The organism is Marinomonas ostreistagni (genome assembly GCF_016888445.1).
GTDB classification, from domain to species: domain Bacteria; phylum Pseudomonadota; class Gammaproteobacteria; order Pseudomonadales; family Marinomonadaceae; genus Marinomonas; species Marinomonas ostreistagni.
Genome location: NZ_JAFEKF010000001.1, coordinates 31,091 through 55,904, shown reverse-complemented (window position 1 = coordinate 55,904; position 24,814 = coordinate 31,091). Strand labels below are relative to the sequence as shown.

The following is a 24,814-nucleotide window of genomic DNA, read 5'->3' as shown; positions in this document are numbered from 1 at the left end:
ATCAGTGCCGCTACATTAAATGGGTAATAGGTATTCTATGGATGTGCTGTTTCTTGGCGTTGATCCAGCGCTTGTAACAGTGATTTTATCCGTGTTTCATAATCTTCAGGGGCTTGCCACATACCACGCTGGATGGCTTCCAGTAAGCGCTCCGCCATCTCTAGCTGCGCATCGGGATTATTGTCGGCCATAAACGCTTGGTTATCTGGGTCAAGTAACAAGGTATCCGTCACTTGTTGGTACTGATAATCGGCAATCAAATCTGTGGTCGCATCGTAGGCAAACAAATAATCGACCGTGGCAGTCATTTCAAACGCACCTTTATAACCGTGTTCACGCATGGCCTCGATCCATTTCGGATTGAGCACGCGCCCACGAATCACACGATTCAGCTCTTCTTGAAGCGTACGGATCTTAGGCGTTGCCGGATTTGAATGATCACTGTGATACACCGCGGGCGCTGCGCCACGCAGTTGCGTCACGGCATTGGTCATGCCACCTTGAAACTGATAATAATCGTCTGAGTCAAGTAAATCATGCTCACGGTTATCTTGGTTTTGCACCACGGCTTCAAGATTGGCTAACCGCTCTGCAAACGCCTGCTGCGCCGCGACGCCTTCACCACCATTTTCGCCGTAAGCATAGCCGCCCCAGTTAAGGTAAGCCTCAGCCAAGTCTTGTTGAGTATCCCAACAGCGCTCATCAATTAGGCCTTGCAGGCCCGCACCATAGGCACCAGGTTTGCTGCCAAACACACGATAGCTGGCTTGGCGTTTAGCTTCAGTCACGTCCATCCCTTGGGCGACTAACTGTTGCTCACGCGCCAAAATATTAGCACGCACGGTATTGCCTTGCCCTGGCTCTTCAAACTCTGCCACCGCCTGCACCGCGGCATCGTACAAGCGCATCACATTGGCAAACGCATCGCGAAAAAAGCCCGACACACGTAAGGTCACATCCACTCTTGGGCGCCCTAATTGCATGCACGACAAGACTTCAAAATCGGTCACTCGATTGGAACCTGGTGCCCAAATCGGTCGCACGCCCATCAAAGCAAATGCTTGGGCAATGTCATCGCCACCGGTGCGCATGGTGGCTGTGCCCCAGACGGACAAACCAAGATTGGTCGGATAATCACCGTGCTCTTGTAAATGGCGCATGACCAGCGCTTCGGCTGACTTCGCACCAATAGCCCATGCCGCCGGTGATGGAATCGCACGATTATCTACGGCAAAAAAATTACGCCCTGTCGGTAAGGTATCTAAACGCCCACGAGTCGGTGCACCACTTGGGCCTGGTGGGATAAATTGCCCATTCAAACCGTTTAACAACGCTTGTATTTCATCGTTAGCACTTTGCTTAAGCGCCGCTAATATGACCTCTTTAGCGTGGGCTAAGAGTTGCACGGTCGTGGGCCACTGGCCAGCATCGGGGATGTCATCGTTTAAAACGTATTGCACAACAAACTGCTGCGCTAAGATTTCCAAGCGCTCTTTGGTATCAGCATGAGTACGCCAACTGCCTTGGATGCAGTGTTGTAAGGGCTCAGGTTTTGCCCCTTGCCAGACTGCCGTACTGTTGGCGAGTGGATCAAAGTTGTCATCAGCTAGGCCTAAATCAGCGGCCAAGGCATGCAAGATTCCCATGTGCGCAGGGTCTGAGCCACGTGGTAAGCGCAATAAGGCCACGCAGGTATCTGCAAGCTTACTAGGCTCGGGCAATTCACCCAGACGATGCAAACCATGACGAATTTGCGACTCTTTGATCTCGCATAAATAGGTGTCTAACTCTTCGAGCACCGCTGCCTCGTCTGAGGCTTCCACAGCGCCTAGTTCTTCAAGCAAATGCGTGCTTTGCACTTTGTCTAAGATCGTCTCTTTCAGCCAAGTTTCACGACGCACATCCATGCCCATGGCTTGATAGTATTCGTCAACTAATGCTTCTAGCTCAGCCATATCGCCATAGCTTTCCGCACGCGTCATGGGTGGCATCAAGTGATCAATGATGGCCGCATGTGCGCGTCGCTTGGCTTGGGCACCTTCACCTGGGTCATTGACGATAAATGGGTAAAAGTGCGGCACCGGCCCCATAGCAATGTCTGGCCAGCAAGTGTTCGACAGCGCAATGCCTTTGCCGGGTAACCACTCTAAGTTACCGTGCTTGCCCACATGAACAATGGCATCCACTTGATAAACGTGGCGCAGCCAAAAGTAATACGCTAGATAGCTGTGTGGCGGGATCAAGTCAGGATCGTGGTAATTAGCCGCTAAATCTAAGTTAAAGCCGCGTGCAGGCTGAATGCCTATAAACGTCTCGCCAAGACGAATGCCCGCGAGCATCATGCGCCACTGTCCTTGATAGGCACGGCACTTGTGATCGTCTTCGGGCGGCCCCCAGCGCTCCCATACAGACTGCTGTACCGTTAGATGCAGCTGGTAGAAGTAATGCAAATAATCATCTAACGCTAAGCTTTGCCAGCAGCCACGCTCATGCAGGGTGTTGGGATTATTAGTCACTGCGCCCAGCAGGGCTTCAATCAGCGCATTACCGTGCTCAGGAATATTGTCTATCGGGTAACCTGCTTGCGCTAACGCTTGCAACAGATTTACGGTCGACGCAGGCGTATCAAGCCCGACGCCGTTACCGATACGGCCATCTTTGGTAGGGTAATTGGCCAAAATAAACGCCACACGCTTGTCACCATTAGGCTTTTGGCTAAGGGCTGCGTAGCGCTTGGCTAGCTGCGCCACAAACGTTGCTCGTTCGCGATGCAACTGATAGTGAATCAGGTCGATTTGTGCGTGCGGGTGGTATTCGGCCAGCGTTTTGAAGCTGATCGCACGGGTGATGATCCGCCCGTCCATTTCTGGTAACACCACTTGCATGGCCACATCACGGCTGCGCAAACCTTGACTCTGTTGCTGCCAATCCTCTTGCGTACTGCCCGATAAAATGACCTGTAAAACCGGTAAATCGTTAGCGAAAGTGGACGCAAAAAATGTCGGTTCTGAGGCAAGTCTTGGACTGCCCGCACGGTTGGCAGAAAAGCCTGTTGCGTTTAACACCAAGCAGCTCGCACTTTGTTGTGCCAAATAACTGACCAGCTCAACACTGACCTCGTCTTTTAGCGAGCTGACCGCCACTTCTAATGGCACCACTCCTTGCTCTAGCAATACCTCAGAGAATTCACTAAAAACGGCGGTGTTACCACTTTGAAAGTGCGAACGATAGTAGAGCACTAAGGCTACAGGCAGCTGTGTCGCTAAGGCCTCATGATAATGGGCGCGCCACTGCTCTAGACTGCTAGCCTGCCCAGACAGCACCATAAACGCATTCGGTAATACGACCGGATCAAGCCAATCATTAGAGCCTGAAAACCAATGGTGGTGAGCAAATTTAAACAGTTGCTCGCCATTGCGCACACCGCCTTCACGCAAATAGCGCCACACGCGATTAACCACCTCTGGCGCCTCAGTGGAGGCTTTTGATAAATCTGGATCTGGGCTGTCATCCCCCGGCACCACCACCAAATGACGGTTAGGTTTAGCTTTTGCCCATGCTTGCAAACGCTCAAAACCGTATGGCCAATAGTGCTGGCCGCCTAAGAGCGACAACACCACCACCTGAGCACGTTTAGAGTCGTTTTGCTCAAGCACATTGGCTTCGTAAAGGTCATAGGCGGCAGGCTTCGCCAGTTGCATCCAGTTAGCTAGCCTGACACTCGGCGCCCCCTCAGGCAAGGCGTGTAAGGATTGCCCAAGCGCATACAGCAGCGAGTCGGCTGCGGCTAAGACCACAATGTCTGCAGGCGTCTGCGCTAAGTCGATGATGCCTTCGTCATCGACAAAGCCGCCCGGTTTGGCTGCCAATAAATGCACAGAAGCCTCTTAATCTAAACGTTCACACATGGCTAAGCCGATAACGCCTCATGCAACGTCGCTTCCACATCGGCTTGATGAATACCTTTGCCAATGAATACTAACTGCGTTTGACGGAGCTCTTCTGGTTGCCACAAACGATCGAAATAACGATCTAAGCGTGTCCCCACGACTTGGAACACTTGACGCATCGGCTTGCCATTCACTGCGGCAAAACCTTTGATACGGTAAATGTTATTGTTTTCTACCAAACGTTCTAAGGTCTCTTGCAGAATGTCTGCATCCACTTCGCCAAGCTTTACGACAAACGAGTCAAAATGATCGTGGGCATGATCATGATCGTGACCGTGAGCATGGTGATGGTCGTGATGGTTATGCACAGCTTCGATGCGCGCTTCAGTCGCCGACTCAAGACCAAGTAACACATCAAGTGCCGCTTCGCCGCGTTCGATGTAGGCAATCTTAACACTCGACGCCACTTCATTTTCGATGATGCTGGCCACGCGCTCACGCTGATCAGCATCTAATAAGTCATTCTTAGACACCACGACTAAGTCCGCTGCGCTCAATTGATCATCCAGCAACTCTCGCAGTGAAGGGTCGTGATCAAGGGATTCATCCGCCAAGCGTTGTGCTTGAACTTTGTCTTCGTCGTGAGCATAACGCCCCGCTGCTACCGCAGGACCATCGATCACAGTGATCACTGCATCGACAGTACAATGCTCTTTGATGCCCGGCCAGTTAAATGCCTGCACCAATGGCTTTGGCAAGGCCAAACCGCTGGTTTCGATTAGGATATGGTCAATGTCATCACGACGCTCAACCAACTGTTTCATGACCGGTAAAAACTCTTCTTCTACCGTACAGCAGATACATCCATTGGCCAGCTCATAAAAACCCTCTTCGGTTTGCGTTGCGCCGCTTTCGTCATCGCAATCAAGTGGGCACGAACGCAATAAATCGGTATCGATGTCCAGCTCGCCAAACTCATTAACAATGACAGCGATGCGCTTGCCAGCCGCTTGTTGTAAAACGTTGGATAATAAAGTGGTTTTACCACTGCCAAGGAAGCCTGTGACAACGGTAGTGGGAATCTTATTCAGTTGCATGATCAATCCTGCTACTCAGTGGTTATTTTTGTTGATGAATTTTGCGATAGATGTGTGCTTGGGATTTATCGTATAGATAGGAATCAGCGAAATCATCACAGTCCAATACGCGTCCCACCAAAATCAAACTAGTACGAGTAAACTTCTTAGCACGAACCTTTTCGACAATATCAGCCAAGGTGCCCGTCACATAATCTTGATCCGGCCAGCTGGTGCGATAGCACACTGCTACCGGACAATCAGCCCCATAATGTGGCACCAACTCTTCCACGATCTTGTGAATACGCGTAACGCCTAAATGAATCGCCAAGGTCGCGCCACTTTGAGCAAGTTGTGGCAAACGCTCACGCTCAGGGAATGGCGTTTTGCCCTCATAACGGGTCATGATCACCGTCTGTGACACACCCGACAGGGTCAGCTCTTTGTTCAGCATGGCCGCAGAAGCAGCCACCGCGCTGACACCTGGAATCACTTGATAATCGATACCCAATGCATCCAAACGCCGCATTTGCTCGCCCGTGGCACCATATAATGCTGGGTCGCCACATTGCAGACGTGCCACGTCTTTACCTTCTTTAGCAGCTTGCTCGATGATCGCTGTGGTTTCATCTAAGTTGAGTTCAGCACTGTCGTAAACAGCCTCAGCGGTGTCCCGTGCCCCTGCTATCACTTGCTCTGGAATCAAAGAGCCTGCGTATAGCACCACCGGACAGCGCGCAATGGTGTTCACCGCTTTGACTGTCATCAGCTCTGGGTCACCTGGCCCTGCCCCAATAAAATATACCGTCATAAACACTACCTACCGATAGATTAATTTCGTTTAAAGCTTTTTAGAGTAGCCACGCGGTGTATAGATCCAGTGACGTTCACCGTTGACGATATGGCGTGATTCACTGTTGCCCACGCTAACCATGGTAAACATGTCGACGTCTTTAGCATCGAGCTCACCCAATGTGGTAAAGGTAATGTCTTGTTCTGGACGCGTCAGCTGACGACCGATCATAACGGGCGTCGAAGCGGGTCGATATTGCAGTAGTACATCACGGGCGTGATTAAGCTGCCAATCGCGCTTTTTCGAGACAGGGTTATAAAAGGAAATAACAAAATCGCCAGCGCCTGCGGCGTGAATGCGCTTATCGATGGTTTCCCAAGGGGTTAGCAAATCACTTAGTGAAACGGTACAGAAATCGTGACCTAGCATGGCACCGACGCAGCTTGCACCAGCTTGCATCGCCGAGATACCCGGAATGACTTCGATGTCTACATCAAGCCACTCAGGATGTGTCTCTTTGCCCTGCAGCTGCTGATCTAACAGCTCAAACACCAAGGTTGCCATGGCGTAAATGCCGATGTCGCCACTTGAGATCAAAGCGGTGGTCTTACCTGAAGCGGCTAAATCCAGTGCTAAACGTGCGCGCCCAATTTCTTCACCTAGCGGTAGGTTATGGAAGGTTTTCCCTTCGCTCAATTCACCTAATAGGTCCAAATAGTAGCCATAAGCGACCCAGTCCGTACACGCTGCTAATGCTTTGGTTGCATTCGGGGCAACCAGCCCAAGATCTCCAGGGCCCATGCCCATCACAAATAGCTTACTCATAACCATCCACTCTAAATAATGGTCGTTATTGTACACACTCGTCTTAAAGAAAGGATGAAAAGCTTATGCAAAGTAGTGAAGGATATTCAGGAGAGAGTGACTAAAGCGTTTGCTTATCGCAGTGTCGAACACGTTTGTTGATATTGAGCGTTGCCGTGTCACCATGATCGACAAATGACAAGACATCATTCTGATACAGGGCGCCCCTATCAGAACGTTTTAATAGCAATACATAGGTGTAGTGGCTTACTTGTAAGTACAACTTACCAGGCTCTGACGTGGTTTCAACGCTTAAGCCATCGCAAACATAGTGAGTAACTTTAGCGGAGACATTTGGGTAAGAGTAGTACGCCCCCGTCGAGCCAATGTAACTCAGTAATCCTATGAGCAGGAGTTTTTTCATTCACCATCCATTCAAACAAAAAGTGCCTAGCGCATCACGCTAGGCACTTAACACTCAATTTGTTGAGGACGTATTCTATACGTTTTTTATCTGCTCGTGCATCTGTTCTAAGCGTTGTTCGGTTAATTGATTCACCCAATACATGACTTGCTCACTGCCTTCCTCGGCCAAGCGCATAGAATCTACGATGTCATTGCGTATTTGCGCATCCGACTCCCAGTTACTGTCTACTTGCTCAATCGCTGCATGAACTGAGCTATGTACCTGCTGGTGCGGTTGCTCTAGGCGCTTGAACGCTTCACTCTTAGCATAGGACTCGCTTTGCGCTTCGCCGTAATACCATTTACCCATACGACACATAGTATGATCAACGCGCGCCGCTTCGTGCTCATGGCCTGCTTCAGCGGCATGCAAAGCAACGTAGCCATTTTGCTTGTAAATAACGTGATCCAACTTAATCAAAGCATGATAGATAACCGTACCCACGCCATCGACGCTTAATGCAGACACACGCGAAGACTTCGCTAACTGGGTAAACTGCTGCTCAAAGCCACTCACAAGCTCCTGCATGCCACTGCTCAGTGCTTGCGACTCTTGCGTAATACGCGACACTTCTGTGACTTGATGACTAAAGGTCGATAACACCTGATCCACCGACTCAGCAGTTTCTTTGGTACGATTTGCCAGCTGCTTAACCTCATCAGCCACCACGGCAAAACCACGCCCGGCTTCCCCTGCGCGCGCCGCTTCGATCGATGCATTAAGCGCCAATAAGTTGGTTTGTTCGGCAATGTCTTTGATGGTGACTAGCGAGGCATTCACCTGCTGTGAGTCTCGACTTAGAGCATCCACTACGTTGGAAACTTGAGTAATGGTCTTACTGACTTGGTCAATTGAACTGCGAATTTTCTCAACAGCCGCAAGACTTTCTTGTGCTGAACTAGCATTGGCGCCCGCTTGCTCACCGACCTGCCCTACTTCTTGATCGACGCGCATCAAATCCGCCTGCGCTTCACGCAAATTACTGATCAAATTCTCGGTATTGAGGGCATGAAGGTTCGAGGCCAGCTCATTACGATTGATCAAACCAACATTGGCTTTCATCGCCTCCACTGATGTCTCGACCGATTGAATCGAGCGCTTCATGTTACCTGGTAGGCCTACACTTAAGGGACTGCGGTGAAACTCTCCTCTGGAGACATAAGCAAAGCTGGTATCCAGCTCTTTGAAATAGGTTTCTATGCGATCCAGTAGATCATTCAGCTCCCAAGCCACCATGCCAAGCTCACCCAAACCTTTAGTATTAGTGATGCGATGATGCAGCTCGCCCTTACAGCAGGCTGAAATAGTAAAAGATAAACGCTGTAACGTATCCACTAAGCGCAAACCTTGGCGTGCGAGTACGGCAAAAATGGCGCACAGGGCGACGATACAAAATGACGAAATCCAATAGTTGCCATTTAACAAAAAATGATTCACCGCTGCGATCAGCAACACCACCACACCCGTAATGCTTAAACCGATAATCTGTGTGCGTAAAAAGGGGATACTTCGACTAGAGTGATTTTTTAAGATCGACATCTATTACCTACTTACTTTGGTTGTAGAGTGCCAGCATGGCCTCATTAAACGATGGGTACTGCTCAGAAACCACTTCCTGTAAGTAAGCCAATGACTTATCAATGCCTCCGTTTCCTGGAGTTCCGGCCTCGATGGATCGCATATCGCGATATAGTTTTTCGCAATAGTCTACGGCGGAGCGAGGTGGGCAACGTCGCACCGAAAAATAGCCTTTAGAGACGCCATGCTCATCTAGGTCTACCGTCACGTTGGCAAATACCCAATAATGACGCCCATCGGCACAACTATTTTTGACAAAGCCGAAGAACTCTTTGCCCTCTTGTAACATACGCCACATCAACCTAAACACCGCACGCGGCATATCAGCGTGACGAATGATGTTATGCGGCTGGCCCAATAAATGCTGCTCATAGTAGCCAGAAATATTCATAAAGCGGCGATTAGCGTACGTTACTTTGCCCCTGGTATCGGTTTTACTGACGAGCAGATCGTCTTGTTCGAGTAATACCTCTTGGCCATTACCTATCGCTTGATTGGTTAGCATTTACTCATTCCTCAATTTGGACCCAGCACAATCGCTGCCATTGTAATGATCTCGTCATCAAAAAATCTGTCATAGATCAATTTTTTGTCATAAGACATTCTTATTATTCGTAATTTTTTGTTCGTTTTTGTGCAACTTTTCCGTGTTTTTTGCTTTGACAGAGGCGGCGACAAAATCTAAAGTATCCGCGTCACTTAGGTGACTTCGTTCTCGGGGCGGGGTGTAATTCCCCACCGGCGGTAATGAGTTAACTCAAAGCCCGCGAGCGCTTACTCTTAGGGGTAAGGTCAGCAGATCTGGTGTGATTCCAGAGCCGACGGTTATAGTCCGGATGATAGAGGACGGCGTAGACAAGATTTTTCAGACTTTGAACGTACTTCAAAGCTTTTCGGCTTGCCTCCCGTTCGCCCTGATTCAAGCATTATTTGTGGAATATACATACAATGAATCAGAGCTCAACGAATACTCAAACATACAATCCGTCTAACAAACGCATCGCTTTTCTGCACGCGTCTTGGCACAGCGACATCGTGCTACAGTGCTGGGAAGGTTTTAAAGAAGTGATGCTGGCTAATGGCTACAGCGAAGATAACCTTGAGTTGATCGCCGTACCGGGCGCCTACGAAATCCCACTGCAAGCCAAGCTGCTTGCGAAGACTGGCCAATACCATGCAATCGCTGCCAGCGGTTTGGTCGTGGATGGTGGTATCTACCGTCATGATTTTGTCGCGCAAGCGGTTTGTACGGGCCTTATGCAAGTACAACTAGAAACCGAAGTGCCGGTTTTGACAGCCGTACTAACGCCACATAACTTCCACGAGCATGACGAGCACTCAAGCTACTTCAAGCGTCACTTCGTTAAGAAAGGCCAAGAACTAGCGCAAGCGGCTAACCGTGCCATGATGCTTACGGAGTTGGCTAAGTCGTAATCGAGCCAATAAAAATGGCAGCGCTAAGCTGCCATTTTTTTACCAAACCCAATTAACGCCTGCCGCGACCCCAGCACCAAACATATCTGTACTCAAATCGTCCAACCATCTAGTCTCATGGTAATAAAAACCGTAAAGGCTTAAATCATCCAGCAATCGCACATTGATGCCCGTTTCAAAGCCAACTTCTGACAAAACATCGTTATGCCAGTCAAACGACAAAAACGTCGGTCGCACATCAGCACCTATGTACCAAGTAGTGCGTGCCATAATGGGTGTATAGAGCATGGCTCGAGCACTAAAACCACTGCGTTTATAGCCTGTGTCGGTCTCGGTTCGACTAAGACCCAGCGTGATGTCTGCCCCACGGGGATCATCAACACCCCCCTCGGTACTAAAACCGCGAAAACCTAAGGTCTGAAGCTCAGTTTTGCTGCTTTGGCGCAGGATCTTTTCTGAATAATACAGACCGCCAAAGCCAGAGCGCGCATCCTCAGGGTGAACGCCAACGCCAACGCCAAACTGCTCAAGCTCTGCGCCCTTGCTGTACTCCAATAAAAAGGCGGCATTACTGGTGTGAGTCTGGGTCGTTGTGGCTTGTGCGCTGCCTAGTAGTAAGCACATTACGCTGCCCAATGCTGCTTGTTTCATTCCTTTGCAAACCCTTTATTTCAATCGTATCGGCGCTCAATATAACCAACCTAAACGCATATGTAACGCTTGCAAGTATAAAAAAGCCGCCTATCGATAAAATCGGTAGGCGGCTAGCCGTTACGTAGGTTTTAGCGTTGCGCTTTAAATGCCTGACGGCGTTGATGTAACAGAGGCTCAGTGTAGCCATTGGGCTGAGCTTTGCCCTGCAATACCAAATCGCACGCTGTCTTAAAGGCAATGCCATCAAAGTTTGGTGCCATAGCAATATAGTTAGGGTCCGCTGCATTTTGCTGGTCGACAATCTGCGCCATGCGTTTGAACGAAGCCATTACCTGCTCTTCTGAACAGATACCATGATGTAACCAGTTGGCTAAATACTGAGATGAAATACGCAGTGTCGCGCGATCTTCCATAAGGCCAACATTATGAATATCAGGCACCTTCGAACAACCCACGCCTTGATCAATCCAGCGCACCACATAGCCCAAAATGCCTTGGGCGTTATTGTCGAGCTCAAATTGAATCTCCTCTTCGCTAAGCGCGTGAGGGTCTGTCATGAGAGGCAAGGTTAAAAGGTCTTTTAAAGCAGCTCGAGGTCGCTCTGCTAGCGTTTTTTGTTGCGCAAACACATCCACAAAATGGTAGTGCGTAGCGTGTAAAATAGCGCCATTTGGCGATGGTACCCAAGCCGTACTCGCACCAGCTTTTGGGTGTGCTATTTTTTGCTCTAACATGGCAGCCATTTCATCAGGCATGGCCCACATCCCTTTACCTATCTGCGCTTTACCAGGCAAGCCACACTCGATCCCGATATCAACGTTCCAATCTTCGTAAGCGCGAATCCAGGCCGCTTGCTTCATCTGAGTTTTCGGCACAAAAGGCCCAGCGAGCATTGAAGTATGGATTTCATCACCGGTACGATCCAAGAAGCCAGTATTGATGAATACCACGCGCTCCTTAGCCTGACGGATACACTCTTTCAAGTTCACCGTAGTACGACGCTCTTCATCCATAATGCCAACTTTGATGGTGTTGCGCGCAAGCCCCAAGATTTGCTCAACCCGCTCAAATAAGGTCACCGTGAAGGCCACTTCCTCAGGCCCATGCATCTTAGGTTTAACGATATTAATATTGCCTGCTCGGCTATTTTTACGTTGGGTATTCCCTAAGAGGTCGTGCTTGGCAGCTAAGGCGGTCATCATGGCATCTAAAATACCCTCCGGCACTTCTTGGCCCGACGCGTCCAAAATCGCTGGATTGGTCATCAAGTGCCCAACATTGCGGATAAATAACAAGCTGCGCCCATGCAGAGTGAGCGCTTGACCACGCTTATCACAGTATTCACGATCAGGGTTCATGCTACGGGTAATGGTTTTACCGCCTTTGACAAAGCTCTCCTCTAAGGTCCCTTGCATCAGCCCCAGCCAATTGCGATACACCTCGATTTTATCCTCAGCATCAACCGCCGCTACTGAGTCTTCACAATCCATAATCGTACTAACGGCAGCTTCCACAATGATATCTTGAATCCCAGCTGGATCGTCTTTACCGATGAAGCCAGCGCGGTCAATCAACAGCTCGATATGCAGACCATGATGACATAGCAAGATCGCTTCAGGTGCATCAGCAGTGCCACGAAAACCGCGACACAACAGGGTATCTTGTAGCTGCACTACGTCACCATTTTTAAGCGTAACAGCGAGTTCTTGATCGACTATTTGGTACGTGAGCGCTTGGGCGTGCGAGCCAGCCACCAAAGGCGCCACTTGATCTAGAAATTGACGACCATAAGCCGTTACTCGCTGGCCACGCACTGGATTGAACGCACCACTGCGCTCCGCGCCTTCTTCCTCTGGGATAGCGTCTGTACCATATAAAGCATCGTATAAACTGCCCCAGCGAGCATTGACAGCATTCAGCGCAAAACGCGCATTTTTGACGGGCACAACTAGCTGTGGGCCGGCTTGTTTGGCGATTTCTTCATCCACTTGCTCAGTTTGGACCTGAAAATCAGCGCCCTCCGCTACCAAATAACCTATTTCACGTAAAAAGTGTTGGTAACTGTCGGCATCATGAGGCTGACCACTGCGTGCCTGGTGATAGTCATCAATTTGCGCCTGCAGATGATCACGCTGTGCTAGCAGGGCGGCATTTTGTGGCCCAAGCTCTTCTATCAATGTCGACATGCCTTGCCAAAACACATCTGAATCCACCTTTGAATCTGGCAGCATTTCTTGCTCAACCAGATTGTATAAATCCGCGTCAATGGTGAGCCCGTGGCATTTTATTGTTTCAGTCATAATGGGTTCCTTTTTTATTCGATGGTTGGGCGTGGCAGCCAGAAACTCACTCCATTTATTTCATGAATACACTTATACATAAAATAAATAACCATATTCTCTGCAAACCGTTTTAAGTCACTTAGTAACCACTATGAGTAAAAAAACACCATAAATCACATTCACATTATGTATCGCTACAATAACAAACATAAATTAGCCGAATCAAAACCGAGAGACCAGACTGAAAACATGTTCAAAAAACATACGGCTGGCAGCTCAGGCTCCCCAGCATTCCATTTCAGAATGAGGAACTCGCTATGTCTAACTACAAAAAAGATACTGACAACACCGCTCGTTTAATCGCTCAACATGGCAGCGCTTGGCAAGCGATCAATCCCGAGTATGCGGCCCGTATGCGTGCACAAAACCGTTTTCAAACCGGCTTAGACATCGCCCGCTACACAGCCAAGATCATGCGTGATGATATGGAGCGCTACGACCGCGATCCAAGCCAGTACACTCAATCACTTGGTTGTTGGCACGGCTTTATCGGTCAGCAAAAAATGATCTCGATTAAAAAACACTTCAACAACACAGATCGTCGTTACTTATACCTATCAGGCTGGATGATTGCGGCGCTGCGCTCTGAGTTTGGCCCTTTACCGGATCAATCGATGCACGAGAAGACCTCAGTGCCAAGCTTGATCGAAGAGTTATACACCTTCTTACGTCAGGCCGATGCGCGCGAGTTAGGGGGGTTATTTAGACAGTTAGATCAAGCAACCGAAGCAGGCGATCAGGTTAAAGCAGCCTCTTTGCAAAAGCAGGTAGATGAGTACCAAACACATATTGTGCCAATCATCGCCGACATTGATGCTGGCTTTGGTAACGCCGAGGCGACTTACTTATTAGCGAAAAAAATGATCGAGGCAGGTGCCTGCTGTATCCAGATCGAAAACCAAGTATCTGATGAGAAACAATGTGGCCACCAAGACGGTAAAGTCACCGTGCCCCACGCGGATTTCTTAGCCAAAATTCGTGCTGTGCGCTATGCCTTTTTAGAGTTAGGTGTAGAAGATGGTGTTATCGTCGCCCGTACCGATTCATTAGGCGCAGGTCTAACCAAGCAAATTGCAGTATCGACACAACCAGGTGATCTAGGTGCGCAATACAATGCTTTCTTGGACGTTGAAGAAATCAATATGGCTGAGGCGACCGAAAACGATGTACTCATGGTGCGTGATGGCAAACTGGTACGCCCAAAACGCTTACCAAGCAATTTATTCCAATTTAAGAAAGGCTCTGGCGAAGATCGTGTGGTGCTGGATTGTATTACCTCTCTTGAAAACGGTGCCGACCTGCTTTGGATCGAAACAGAAAAACCCCATGTCGGACAAATCAAAGGCATGGTGGATCGAATTCGCCAAGCCGTGCCGAACGCTAAATTGGTATACAACAACTCACCATCGTTCAACTGGACGCTGAACTTCCGTCAGCAAGTGTTTGATGCATGGCAGGAAGAAGGCCGTAATGTAGCAAGCTACGATCGCGAGCAACTAATGCGCGAAGAATACGACAACAGTGAGCTGGCCAAAGAAGCGGATAATCGTATTCGTAACTTCCAAGCGGATGCCGCGCGAGAGGCAGGAATCTTCCATCACTTAATCACCTTACCGACTTACCATACGGCGGCACTATCGACCGACAACTTAGCCAAGGAGTACTTTGGCGATGAAGGCATGTTGGGCTATGTAAAAAATGTACAACGTGAAGAGATCCGCCAATCCATTGCCTGCGTAAAACATCAGAATATGGCCGGTTCAGATATGGGCGATGATCATAAGGAGTACTTCTCTGGTGAGGCTGCACTTAAAGCCTCTGGTAAGGACAACACTATGAATCAATTTGCCTAATATCTCAGTCAGATTTGGTTTCCCTTTGGGCTGCTTATGCAGCCCTTTTTTATTTGACGTCAGCCATCACACCACTACACTGATAGAGCAAGCCCTTTGGCTCAGCACGCTCTTTACAGCCCTACACATTTTTAGCATTTCCCTTAACGGCCGATATGCAGCAGCGCAAGAGGTAACAGCATGACCGATTTATACGACATCAAAGTCAAGGACATTGAGGGCAACGAGACCACGTTAGAGCCTTTCTGCGATAAAGTGCTACTGATCGTAAACGTTGCTTCTAAGTGCGGGCTAACGCCTCAATACAAAGCTTTGCAAGAGTTTTACGAGCATACCAAGGATCTAGGTTTTGAGATTCTCGCCTTCCCCGCCAACGATTTTGCGGGACAAGAGCCTGGTACCGAGAGCGAGATTCAAAATTTTTGCAGCACAGAATACGGCGTTACTTTTCCCATGTTTAGTAAGATCCAAGTCATTGGTGAAAATAAGCACCCGTTGTATCAATACCTTATCGAACAAGCGCCAGAAGCCGTTAACCGAGAGCAGATGGTGGCGCAGTTAGAGCGTTACGACATCAGCCCAACACCAGAACCAGAGGTGGTGTGGAATTTTGAGAAATTTGTCATTTGTCGCTCAGGTCAAGTGATTGGTCGATTTGCACCCAACACTACCGTGGAAGATACCAACTTAGTCAGTACTATTCACAAGGCTCTCTCCAACGGTTAAGCATTTCTAACACTGTTCAGATCAAACTAGATCTTCATCTAAGGCGTCCCCTTTACGCCTTAGATGAAACCTTCTACGCCGCAAGCATCTTAGTTAATCATTTCCTAATAAAGAAAAAAGTATAGACCTGCATCAATAGTTCAGCGGACTAAAACCTACATTAATCAAAACTATGTGACACTCAGTCTATGACCCTTAAGTAACGGAGTGTAGGTATATGCGTCAATATTTATCAGTTCGCTGGAAAATTCTTTTACCGATGGCAGGCATTCTGATTTTTATTATTGCAGTACTTAACCTTTACGCCTCGTATCAAGAAAAAGAACGTCTACTCGACTTAACCGAGCATCAGCTGCTCGATATTGCCAATGGTTACATGGACAGCATGAATGCGCTGATGTTTACTGGCGCCATGGCCAGCCGTGATATTTTGCGTGACAAAATTAGCCAGCGCGAAGGCATCGCTGAAGCACGCATGCTTCGCGGTGAAGCGGTCAGTGCCCTATATGGACCAGGTTTTGACCACGAGCAACCGCAAGATGAGCTCGATCGCCGTGCCCTTGAAGGTGAAACGATTATTGATGTAGAAACTGTTGATGGTGAGCGTTTACTAACTCTCCTACTTCCATTTGAAGCCTCAAGCAACCGCCACGGCACCAACTGTCTTACCTGTCACCCAGTGGCAGAAGGCACCATTTTAGGCGCAGCGCGTATCACCTATTCTATGGCCAGCCGCGATCAAGAAATTGAGTCCGCTATTATCAAAACGTCGACGATTAACTTCTTAGCCATCTTCGCAGGACTGGGCGTGATTTACGCCATCATGTTGAAGGTGCTGATCCAGCCATTGAACCGCCTCAAAGACACCATGCTTGAAATAGGTGAAAATGCTGACCTACGCCCTCGCATTGAGCTTGGCGCACATGATGAATTCCGTTTGGTCGGACAAGCCACGAATAATATGCTAGATACCTTCCAACCGACCATTCATGACCTGACTCGAACCATGGATAACCTAAGTGCTTCGGCTGACCAATTGGCGAACGTCACGCGGGACACGACCAAAGGAGTGGATCGCCAAAAGAATGAAAGTAACCTGCTAGCGAACTCTATCCGAGAGCTTTCAAATGCTGCCGAAGAAGTCGCTCAGAACGCTGCTAACGCCGAAGATTCTGCTCGCGATGCTAAGCATCTTGCAGACAACGGTAAAGCAATGGTTCTGCATGTCGCCCAAGGCAATGCGGATTTAGCGGATCAAGTCGACAACGCCACGGGCGTGGTGAAAAAGCTTGCCGAAGGGACCGAAGGCATCGGCCGAGTATCGCAGGAGATCAGTGATATCGCCGAGCAAACCAACTTGCTGGCATTAAACGCCGCCATTGAAGCGGCACGAGCTGGAGAGCAAGGTCGAGGCTTTGCCGTGGTCGCCGATGAAGTTCGCAGCCTAGCCAGCCGTACTCAGCAATCGACGGAAGAAATTCGTGCCATCATTGAAAACTTAGCCGCGATCTCAGAACAAGCGGTGGCCGCAATGGAGGCCAGCAAAACGCAAGCAGACGAAGGCGCTGAAGACGCTAATAAAGCTGGACATGCCTTAGAAGAAATCGCAGCAGGTGTGGAGAAGATTCGTAGTATGAATACCATGATTGCTGCTGCGGCATCCGAGCAAAGTGCCGTGGTTAATGAGATCAATAATAATATTCAGGCGATTGGTACGATCTCAGAGCAAACAGGAGCTGGCGCTCATAACACACTTCAGCAAAGTGAAGAAATCGCGCACATCGCAGAAGAACTAGATAAGACCATCAACCGTTTTAAGTCTTAATGTGTCTGACTCACGTTTCATATTAGCCGTTTAAGACTGTAGTTTTTTACGGTTAATGTGAAACAGACTGCCAACCCATAAAGCCCCTAACAACCAACCACCAAGAATATCCGTCGGCCAGTGCACCCCTAAGGCAATTCGGCTTAGCCCAACAAGTAAGGCACTTAACAATCCGACTGCCACTAGTAAACGCTGTAACGCTTGATGCTTAGTGAGACTAGCAAAGACTAAGGCCGCCCCCAAAAAGCACACCATTGACATAGTCGCATGCCCTGAAGGAAAGCTTGAGGTGTAGACATGCGTCAGGCTTTCGACGATGTCGGGTCTGGGGCGCGCGAAGACGTACTTCCCTCCCAAACTCAATACCAAGCCACCTACCAGCATAAGGGTAAGCGTTAACGCATGTTGAAAGCGCTTGACACAGACAAGTGCTAATGCCGCTGCCAAAGTGAAGTACACCAGCAGCCAATTACTGCCCATGGCGGTGATATCGCGCAACATACTGCCGACCCAGCCTGGTCCCATCAACGTTTGCTGCTCACCCGTACGTACCAAGGTTAAGCCATGTTGATCAAATAAGCTGGTATCGCCCAAGGCAATGAAGGCAACCGCGACAAACGCAACTGCCATCAGGATTAAGCCGTTTCGCTGTAACACAACATTCTCCCTAACGTTATCGGAATTCAACAATATTGCGTAAATATACCCATTACAATTGTATTACGGAGCCTATACGCGTAGGTTGCACGTTTTTTCAAAGCTTGAACAACAGTTCTTAAACCTTTCCAGTTAATTCACAAGGAATACCCATGCAATTTTATAAGTGGGGCGTGTTTGCGCTCGCTCTTGGAGCCTTTGGTATCGGGACCACGGAGTTTTTCCCGATGGGCTTATTGCCAACTATCGCCGAAGGGGTCGCCGTCTCTATTCCGACCGCAGGTCTGTTAATCAGCGCCTATGCTGTGGGTGTTATGATTGGTGCGCCTTTAGTCACGCTTTACATGACGCGCTTTAATCATAAGTTTTCATTGTTGGTACTGATGGCGATCTTCTTTGCTGGCAATGTCTTCTCTGCTTTGGCGACTGACTATACGATTTTGCTGATTTCGCGCATCGTCACCAGTCTTTCCCATGGCGCTTTCTTTGGTATCGGTGCGGTCGTCGCCATGAAACTGGCGCCACCTGGTCGACAAGGCTCGGCGGTTGCTGCGATGTTTTTAGGCTTAACCATCGCGAATATTGTCGGCGTGCCTTTGGTGACATGGTTGGGTCAAACCATACACTGGCGCATCGCATTTGCCGCCACGTCGGTCTTAGGTTTAGTGGCGATGCTAGGCCTTATGCGTACGCTCCCTGTCATGGAAAAGCCAGATCGTCCAAATGTAAAGCAAGAGCTTAAAGCGATTTTACAGCCGGCTGCGCTTCGTATCTTTTTAACGACTGTGCTCTGCGCAGGCTCCATGTTCACGCTCTACACTTACATTTCACCCATCTTACAAACCATCGCCTTGGTACCAGAACAAACCATCGCTTATCTGCTAATGATCGCGGGTATCGGCTTTACGGTGGGTAATTTTATCAGTGGTAAATTGGCAGATCGCTCGGCGGATCTCTCTTTATTTGTCGCACTAACTTTGCAAGTCATTATCTTGCTCTTTTTCAGCGTCTTTACCGTCAACATCATCACGGCATTTATCAGCGTTTTCTTATGGGGCTGTGTCATTTTTATGATTGGGCCACCACTGCAAATGAAAGTGATGAAAGTCGCAGACCAAGCACCGGGATTAGCCTCTTCGATCAACATTGGCGCCTTCAACCTAGGCAACGCCCTAGGGGCTGTGTTAGGCGGAGCCGTAATTACCGTTGGACTCGGCTACGCGTGGATCCCGAGCGCAGCCGCAATCCTTTCTGGTTCAGCCTTGCTGTTACTTTTGATACACCGTAAGTTAACGCCTACTAACCAATAACCTATGTGCCTTGTTAAGCGGTACCATGGTACCGCTTAACGATCATGTCGAAAAAACTGGGGCACTACACCCAACCACAAACTGAATAGCACTTGCCCTGCTTTTGCCAAAACACCCCAAACAACTCACACTTTTGATCTAGCTCTTTTGCTAATGCTGCTCTAGGCCTAGCACACCAGTGCCCTTGCGAATTAAGCAAAATCACTTCTACTTCTAAAAAATCGACAAACCTTCTTAAAGAAGGATAAATGGCTTTGTAGATGCTTTCTTTTATTGAAAAAAGAACCAGTAGCTCGCTTTCCAAATCATATCCCTGATCCCGGATCAACAAACGCTCCGAGGCAACGCAGAGCAGATCCTCCGTGGCTTTTAACTGTTTAGCCTGCGATAAATATTCCACATCGACGCCCAGCCCTAGAAGCGCTTTAGGTTGAATATCTTCTCTCTGAAAGTAGAGTACTGCGATGGCTTCGTCAGTGCAGTGTGAAATACTCCCTAGCCAACCATCGGGCCAATGGGGACTTCCGTCTACAGCCTTTGGCACAATAAAAGAAGTCTCTGCAAACACTTTTTGCCATTGCTTAACCGCCGCTCGTCCGGCCAAAAAACTGCTACGACGCACTGGTTTCCAAGCATAAAAATCTGTTGGCATGTATTCGTTTAAAAGCTGTTGTCCGACCGCGCACGTCAGTGCAGAAAAGGCGTAATGTGAAATGCTTAAAGGTATGTTACAAAAAGGTAATGTAAGTGTCGTAAAAGTCATAAGACATCGCAATAAAATAACTAAGCCAAGCTAAGCACACGGCTTGGCTTAATTATGATCCTAGGCGTTTAGCGTCGCACCGCCATCAACCACAATATCTTGCATGGTAATGTGGCGTGACATATCACTGGCAAAAAACAAAATCGCTTGAGCGACATCGCTTGGCTCAGCAATGCGTCCTAGAGGAATACCTAATTTATATTGTTCAGGAAAACCTGCAATAGTACGCTCTCGAGCATCATCATGTTGCCACAACATACGTTGCATTGGGGTATCAGTTGAACCAGGACAGACCACATTACATCTAACGCCATACTGAGAAAGCTCTAATGCAGCACTATGGCTTAAAGCAGACAGAGCTGCTTTTGAAGCGCAGTAAGCCGCCATATTAATACGCGGTACCTTTGCAGCATTCGAGCTTACATTGACAATGGCACCACTGCCTTGCGCTGTAAACTGCTGAAACAGAGCCTGCATCATGTTAAAAGCACCGCCGGTGTTCACAGAGAAACAGTCATTTAAGTCTTGCCAAGATGTCTCTGCAAAAGACGCCATACGCAAAATTCCGGCCGCGTTTATCAAAATATCAACGTTTGGACACTGAGCTAATAATTCCTTTGTCACTTGTTGTACGCGAACTTGATCACTAACATCAAGTTCAATACAACGGTAAGGTAACTCACTCTCTGGAAACGTCCGATCAAACCCCACCACAGAAGCCCCTAAAGCCACGCACTGGCGTGCAACTTCAGCCCCAATGCCACGCGCCGCACCGGTAACCCAAATCTGCTTACCGGTAAAATCTAATGCGTTCATGAAGCAAGCTCCATAGACTGACGCGCTTCAATCAACGCCCACCAATCGTTGAGTGTTTCCGCTTGAGCTAACTCAGCAAAGCTCACTTCAATCCCCTGTTCGCGCCAATGGCTAACAAAGTTCATGATCTGAATGGAATCTAAACCAAAGTTTAGCAATGCTTCGTCTGGGGCAAATTCCGCGGCATCTTCTTCGTCTAACTGGGCAAGCACTTGTGCTTTCAGATCAGCGTAAGTGATTTTCTGCACGCCACCTTGAGCACTATTTAAAACGTCCTGTGTCGCAATCACCGAGCCCGAGCGTCCAGCGGTATACACCAGCGCTTGGATATGCTCAGCTTCACTAAAGTCAGCTAACGCATCGCCCACCATAAACGCCTGTATATCCCGCATAAAGGCATCCGTGGCCGTGACCATACAACCGATGTGCGCGTATACCCCGCCGATTAATAATTGATCTCGTCCCCAGCTTTGCATAAGTTCCTGCAAATTTGAGCGATGGAACGCACTATAACGCCACTTCACCAATACCGTATCCGCTTCGGTTGGTGCAAGTTCTGGGATAACAGGCTGCAACTCAGGGAAATCGTTCACCCCATTACCCCACATATCATTGAGCAAGGCTCGGTCTTCGGGAGCCTGATCATTTGGCTGGGCCGTATAAATCACCGGAATATTGTGCGCTTGGCAGAATGCCTTAATAGCAACCAAATTTCTTTTTAGTGTCTGTATAAGTTCAGACTCTTGGTCGTAGTAACGTAAAAAATACGCTTGCATATCATGAATCAAAAACACCGCTCGATCTGGCTGAAATGCCCAATTCACTTTGTTTTTAGGAAACTGCTCAGGACTCGGCATCGGATATGATGCAATGCGAGGGATACTCATTTCGACTTCTCCGTCATCGATTCTAGATTTAATGTTGCGCTGATTTGCGCTCTAAGAAGCGCCTTGTTTGGCTTTCCAACAGGTGTTAAAGGCAGTTGGTCAATAAATTCGAAGTGATCTGGAATTTTGTAATCGGCGACCCCTTGAGCTCGCAGATATTTGCGTAAGGTGACGCCTTTTAATGTGTGATGTTTGTTAAACGGAACAATGAAAGCACAGCTTTTCTCCCCCATTAAAGCATCAGGCATGGCCACTAATGCGCCATGCATTATTTGCTCATGAGTGAGTAGTAGATTCTCAATTTCTTCCGCAGCAATCTTTTCACCACCCCGATTAATCTGGTCTTTATCACGCCCCACCACAGTCAAGTAGCCTTGATCATTCAGCGTGACAAGATCACCTGAATGGTAAAAACCGTCTTGATCAAACGCTTTTTTATTGTGCTCAGGTGCATTGAAGTAACCACGTATCGTATAAGGCCCACGAGTGACTAGCTGGCCAGCGATACCATTAGCGACCGGTTGGCCATGACTGTCGACCACTTTCACTTCGTCAAGGGAACACATTGGTCGGCCCTGAGTAGTCATAATCGTTTCCAAATCATCGTCAAGACGGGTGTAATTTACGAGCCCTTCTGCCATGCCTAACACCTGCTGTAGCTGGCAACCTAATGCTTCGGGAATACGCCTCGCGATTGTCTCACTGAGCTTAGCGCCACCCACCTGCATCAATGTTAAGGTCTTAAGTTGCTCTTGATAGCGGCTTGCCGCTTGCACCCAGAGCGCAACGGCTGGAGGCACTAATGCGGCCATACTTACTTGGTGTTTTTCAATCAGTTCAAAGCAAGTCAAAGCATCAGGATTCGGCGCCATCACCACACAGCCACCTGCCCAAAACACCCCAAAAGCACCAGGGGAACTCATTGGGTAGTTATGTGCACAAGGCAAAGCACATAAAAATCGTGTGTTGCTATTTAACTCACATATCTCAGCACTACGGCGAATACTAAAATAGTAATCATTATGTGTACGAGGAATCAGTTTAGGTGTCCCTGTGCTACCGCCGGAGAGTTGAAAGAAGGCCACTTCATGCGCTTGAGAAGGCTCAAAACGGTGAAATTGGAGTGTCGCAATCGTATGCGCTAGCGAGGTAATATTGTGTTGCGCCCAACTGTCAGACTCGAGTAACACTAGATGATCAAGAGCGGGGGCAAGCGACTGCAAACGCTGATAAAAAACATCATCCCGAAACAGCTTATGGCGTTCAGATGCGATGATAATACGAGGTTGAATTTGCTCAGTATAAGACTCAAGCTCACGCTCGTTGTGGTTGAACAAGGCATTTACTGGCACCACACCGATTTTCAATAGAGCAAAGAAGGCAACGTAAAATTCCGCCACATTCGGTAATTGCACGACGGCAGTATCTCCCGCTCTGAGCCCCATCTGATATAGGTTTGCCGCAAGATTGTCTGACTGTTGACGTAGGCTATCGTAGGTAAATTGACGCTCACCACATATCAAAGCGACATGTTGCGGCTCACCAAATTCAATTAATTCTGTTAAAGGGCGGTCAATCCAGTAGCCCTTTTCGCGATAACACGCCGCAAACTCTGCTGGCCACGGGGTAAAACTTATGCTCATAAATTCCTCACTGAATACCAAACGCATTTAACATAGTGCGCATTTTGTCACCGGTCTCACGCCACTCTTTATCAGGATCAGAGCCTGGCACGATGCCTGCTCCGGCAAATAATCGAGCTTTATTACCCGACACGTGTGCGCAACGAATAGCAATCGCCCATTCCCCATTACCTTCATCGTCACACCAGCCCACTAAACCACTGAAAAACTGACGCTGATAAGGCTCTATCGCTTGAATGGCAGACAAAGCCGAGGCTTTAGGTGATCCGCACATGGCAGGAGTTGGATGCAGTGCTTTGATTAACTCAAAAGCGCAGGTTGAAGGATCAATTAACTCTTCTTCTATACGAGTGGATAAATGCCACATGGTGGGAGTGTGTATAAGGCTAGGAGTACGTGGGATATGATCTTGCTTTATGAATCCATGCAAAGCCTCACGGATACTGTCAACGACTAGACGATGCTCGAACTGATCTTTATCTGAAGCCTTTAACGCTTCGGCCGTTGCCTGATCCTGATACGAATCTTGACAACGTTTTGCTGACCCAGCTAACGGATTAGAAAAAATCTTCTCGGCCTGTTTGCGCAATAGCAGCTCAGGGCTTGCTCCCAGTAATACCCCCTCTTGAAGAGGCACGCGAAAATGAAAGGCATTAGGATTTTGCGCCATGACATTGCCCATCAATCGATCAACATCAAGGTTGTTTTCAAAATCGATATCTAACACTCGAGATAAAACAACCTTATCCAATTGCCGAGTTTCAAAACGCGCTAAGGCATCATCTACCCCAGCCACAAATTGCTCATACTCCGGCATATAGCGTGAACTCTGAGCACGGTTAACGAAGCTTTTATCATTAAACTCAGCCACATCAAATGCGGGTGCACTTTGCGTCGAATTCCATTGAGGAACAATCAAGTAACACGGCTGATCCAGATCAAACGGGATGGCTCCAACAATGATCGGCCTCTCTACGCCAGACAACTTTTCTTGTTGAAACAAAGCCTGCAAATCTTGTTGGAACTTCGGATGGTTAATAGGCGTCGTCAGTAACGCTTTCTTTCCCATCGCTCGCACTGAGCTGCTATCCGAATAGAACAAAAATAAATCGGATGCTATCTCGTGAGCAGCTTGAGATGCTGATTCATCCGCAATGAGCGTATCCATGAAAATCTCCTAAACAATTGCATTAATGATTTGCAAGCCATCCATTAACGCAAACGATAATGCATATCATTTACATAAATCTACCCCACAGTTTTAAATTTTTTGAACTTTACAAAAAACAGTCAATCT

General features: G+C 48.4%; 20 protein-coding genes and 1 riboswitch. Of the genes, 5 read left to right on the top strand and 15 right to left on the bottom strand.

Annotated elements, in window-relative coordinates; all coding sequences use genetic code 11:
- Nucleotides 1-35: 35 nt before the first annotated feature.
- The 7 genes from cobN to JQX58_RS00185 form a co-directional block, all read right to left on the bottom strand.
- On the bottom strand, nt 36-3,878 hold the full coding sequence (cobN, locus tag JQX58_RS00215) for a cobaltochelatase subunit CobN (protein ID WP_204144826.1): 3,843 nt from the start codon (nt 3,876-3,878) through the stop codon (nt 36-38).
- A 32-nt stretch (nt 3,879-3,910) separates the two neighbouring features.
- A complete protein-coding gene (cobW, locus tag JQX58_RS00210; protein ID WP_204144825.1) occupies nt 3,911-4,987 on the bottom strand; it encodes a cobalamin biosynthesis protein CobW in 1,077 nt (358 codons plus the stop codon).
- Nucleotides 4,988-5,009: 22 nt separating this feature from the next.
- Nucleotides 5,010-5,777 carry a precorrin-4 C(11)-methyltransferase gene (gene cobM, locus JQX58_RS00205; RefSeq protein ID WP_204144824.1) on the bottom strand — a complete coding sequence of 256 codons (768 nt, stop codon included), beginning with the start codon at nt 5,775-5,777 and terminating at the stop codon, nt 5,010-5,012.
- A 30-nt stretch (nt 5,778-5,807) separates the two neighbouring features.
- Nucleotides 5,808-6,584 carry a precorrin-3B C(17)-methyltransferase gene (gene cobJ / locus JQX58_RS00200; protein WP_204144823.1) on the bottom strand — a complete coding sequence of 259 codons (777 nt, stop codon included), beginning with the start codon at nt 6,582-6,584 and terminating at the stop codon, nt 5,808-5,810.
- Between the two features lie 100 nt (nt 6,585-6,684).
- Nucleotides 6,685-6,987 carry an MliC family protein gene (locus JQX58_RS00195; protein WP_204144822.1) on the bottom strand — a complete coding sequence of 101 codons (303 nt, stop codon included), beginning with the start codon at nt 6,985-6,987 and terminating at the stop codon, nt 6,685-6,687.
- 75 nt (nt 6,988-7,062) lie between these two features.
- On the bottom strand, nt 7,063-8,568 hold the full coding sequence (locus JQX58_RS15615; protein ID WP_204144821.1) for a methyl-accepting chemotaxis protein: 1,506 nt from the start codon (nt 8,566-8,568) through the stop codon (nt 7,063-7,065).
- 7 nt (nt 8,569-8,575) lie between these two features.
- On the bottom strand, nt 8,576-9,112 hold the full coding sequence (locus tag JQX58_RS00185) for a PAS domain-containing protein (protein WP_204144820.1): 537 nt from the start codon (nt 9,110-9,112) through the stop codon (nt 8,576-8,578).
- Nucleotides 9,113-9,314: 202 nt separating this feature from the next.
- Nucleotides 9,315-9,459, top strand: a riboswitch (FMN riboswitch).
- 96 nt (nt 9,460-9,555) lie between these two features.
- Here JQX58_RS00185 and JQX58_RS00180 point away from each other — a divergent pair.
- Complete coding sequence (locus JQX58_RS00180; RefSeq protein ID WP_204144819.1) at nt 9,556-10,041, top strand: 6,7-dimethyl-8-ribityllumazine synthase; 486 nt, start codon at nt 9,556-9,558, stop codon at nt 10,039-10,041.
- A 39-nt stretch (nt 10,042-10,080) separates the two neighbouring features.
- Here the strand turns inward: JQX58_RS00180 and JQX58_RS00175 are convergent, their stop codons facing one another.
- Nucleotides 10,081-10,692: a hypothetical protein gene (locus JQX58_RS00175; RefSeq protein ID WP_204144818.1), complete on the bottom strand. Its 612-nt coding sequence runs from the start codon at nt 10,690-10,692 to the stop codon at nt 10,081-10,083.
- 131 nt (nt 10,693-10,823) lie between these two features.
- Nucleotides 10,824-12,995, bottom strand: coding sequence for a malate synthase G (locus JQX58_RS00170; protein ID WP_204144817.1), 2,172 nt, complete (start codon nt 12,993-12,995; stop codon nt 10,824-10,826).
- Between the two features lie 299 nt (nt 12,996-13,294).
- Between JQX58_RS00170 and JQX58_RS00165 the strand changes: the two genes are divergently transcribed.
- From JQX58_RS00165 to JQX58_RS00155, 3 genes are all read left to right on the top strand, one after another.
- Nucleotides 13,295-14,890 carry an isocitrate lyase gene (locus JQX58_RS00165; RefSeq protein WP_204144816.1) on the top strand — a complete coding sequence of 532 codons (1,596 nt, stop codon included), beginning with the start codon at nt 13,295-13,297 and terminating at the stop codon, nt 14,888-14,890.
- Nucleotides 14,891-15,070: 180 nt separating this feature from the next.
- Nucleotides 15,071-15,616: a glutathione peroxidase gene (locus tag JQX58_RS00160; protein WP_204144815.1), complete on the top strand. Its 546-nt coding sequence runs from the start codon at nt 15,071-15,073 to the stop codon at nt 15,614-15,616.
- Between the two features lie 217 nt (nt 15,617-15,833).
- Nucleotides 15,834-17,441, top strand: coding sequence for a methyl-accepting chemotaxis protein (locus JQX58_RS00155; RefSeq protein WP_204144814.1), 1,608 nt, complete (start codon nt 15,834-15,836; stop codon nt 17,439-17,441).
- Between the two features lie 30 nt (nt 17,442-17,471).
- Here JQX58_RS00155 and JQX58_RS15495 read toward each other — a convergent pair whose 3' ends face one another.
- Nucleotides 17,472-18,098 carry a phosphatase PAP2 family protein gene (locus tag JQX58_RS15495; protein ID WP_204144813.1) on the bottom strand — a complete coding sequence of 209 codons (627 nt, stop codon included), beginning with the start codon at nt 18,096-18,098 and terminating at the stop codon, nt 17,472-17,474.
- Nucleotides 18,099-18,250: 152 nt separating this feature from the next.
- Here JQX58_RS15495 and JQX58_RS00145 point away from each other — a divergent pair, with 152 nt between their 5' ends.
- Nucleotides 18,251-19,408: an MFS transporter gene (locus JQX58_RS00145; protein ID WP_204144812.1), complete on the top strand. Its 1,158-nt coding sequence runs from the start codon at nt 18,251-18,253 to the stop codon at nt 19,406-19,408.
- A gap of 64 nt (nt 19,409-19,472) precedes the next feature.
- On the opposite strand, the gene JQX58_RS00140 is transcribed toward JQX58_RS00145, so the two are convergent.
- The 5 genes from JQX58_RS00140 to JQX58_RS00120 are packed head-to-tail and all read right to left on the bottom strand — an operon-like array spanning nt 19,473 to nt 24,685.
- Nucleotides 19,473-20,171, bottom strand: coding sequence for a 4'-phosphopantetheinyl transferase family protein (locus JQX58_RS00140; protein ID WP_204144811.1), 699 nt, complete (start codon nt 20,169-20,171; stop codon nt 19,473-19,475).
- 60 nt (nt 20,172-20,231) lie between these two features.
- Nucleotides 20,232-20,987 carry a 2,3-dihydro-2,3-dihydroxybenzoate dehydrogenase gene (gene dhbA / locus JQX58_RS00135; RefSeq protein WP_204144810.1) on the bottom strand — a complete coding sequence of 252 codons (756 nt, stop codon included), beginning with the start codon at nt 20,985-20,987 and terminating at the stop codon, nt 20,232-20,234.
- Nucleotides 20,984-21,874, bottom strand: a complete 891-nt coding sequence (locus tag JQX58_RS00130; protein ID WP_204144809.1) for an isochorismatase — start codon at nt 21,872-21,874, stop codon at nt 20,984-20,986. Before JQX58_RS00130 ends, dhbA begins: the two co-directional genes overlap by 4 nt.
- Nucleotides 21,871-23,517 carry a (2,3-dihydroxybenzoyl)adenylate synthase gene (locus JQX58_RS00125; protein ID WP_204144808.1) on the bottom strand — a complete coding sequence of 549 codons (1,647 nt, stop codon included), beginning with the start codon at nt 23,515-23,517 and terminating at the stop codon, nt 21,871-21,873. Before JQX58_RS00125 ends, JQX58_RS00130 begins: the two co-directional genes overlap by 4 nt.
- 7 nt (nt 23,518-23,524) lie before the next feature.
- Complete coding sequence (locus tag JQX58_RS00120; protein ID WP_204144807.1) at nt 23,525-24,685, bottom strand: isochorismate synthase; 1,161 nt, start codon at nt 24,683-24,685, stop codon at nt 23,525-23,527.
- Nucleotides 24,686-24,814 lie beyond the last annotated feature (129 nt).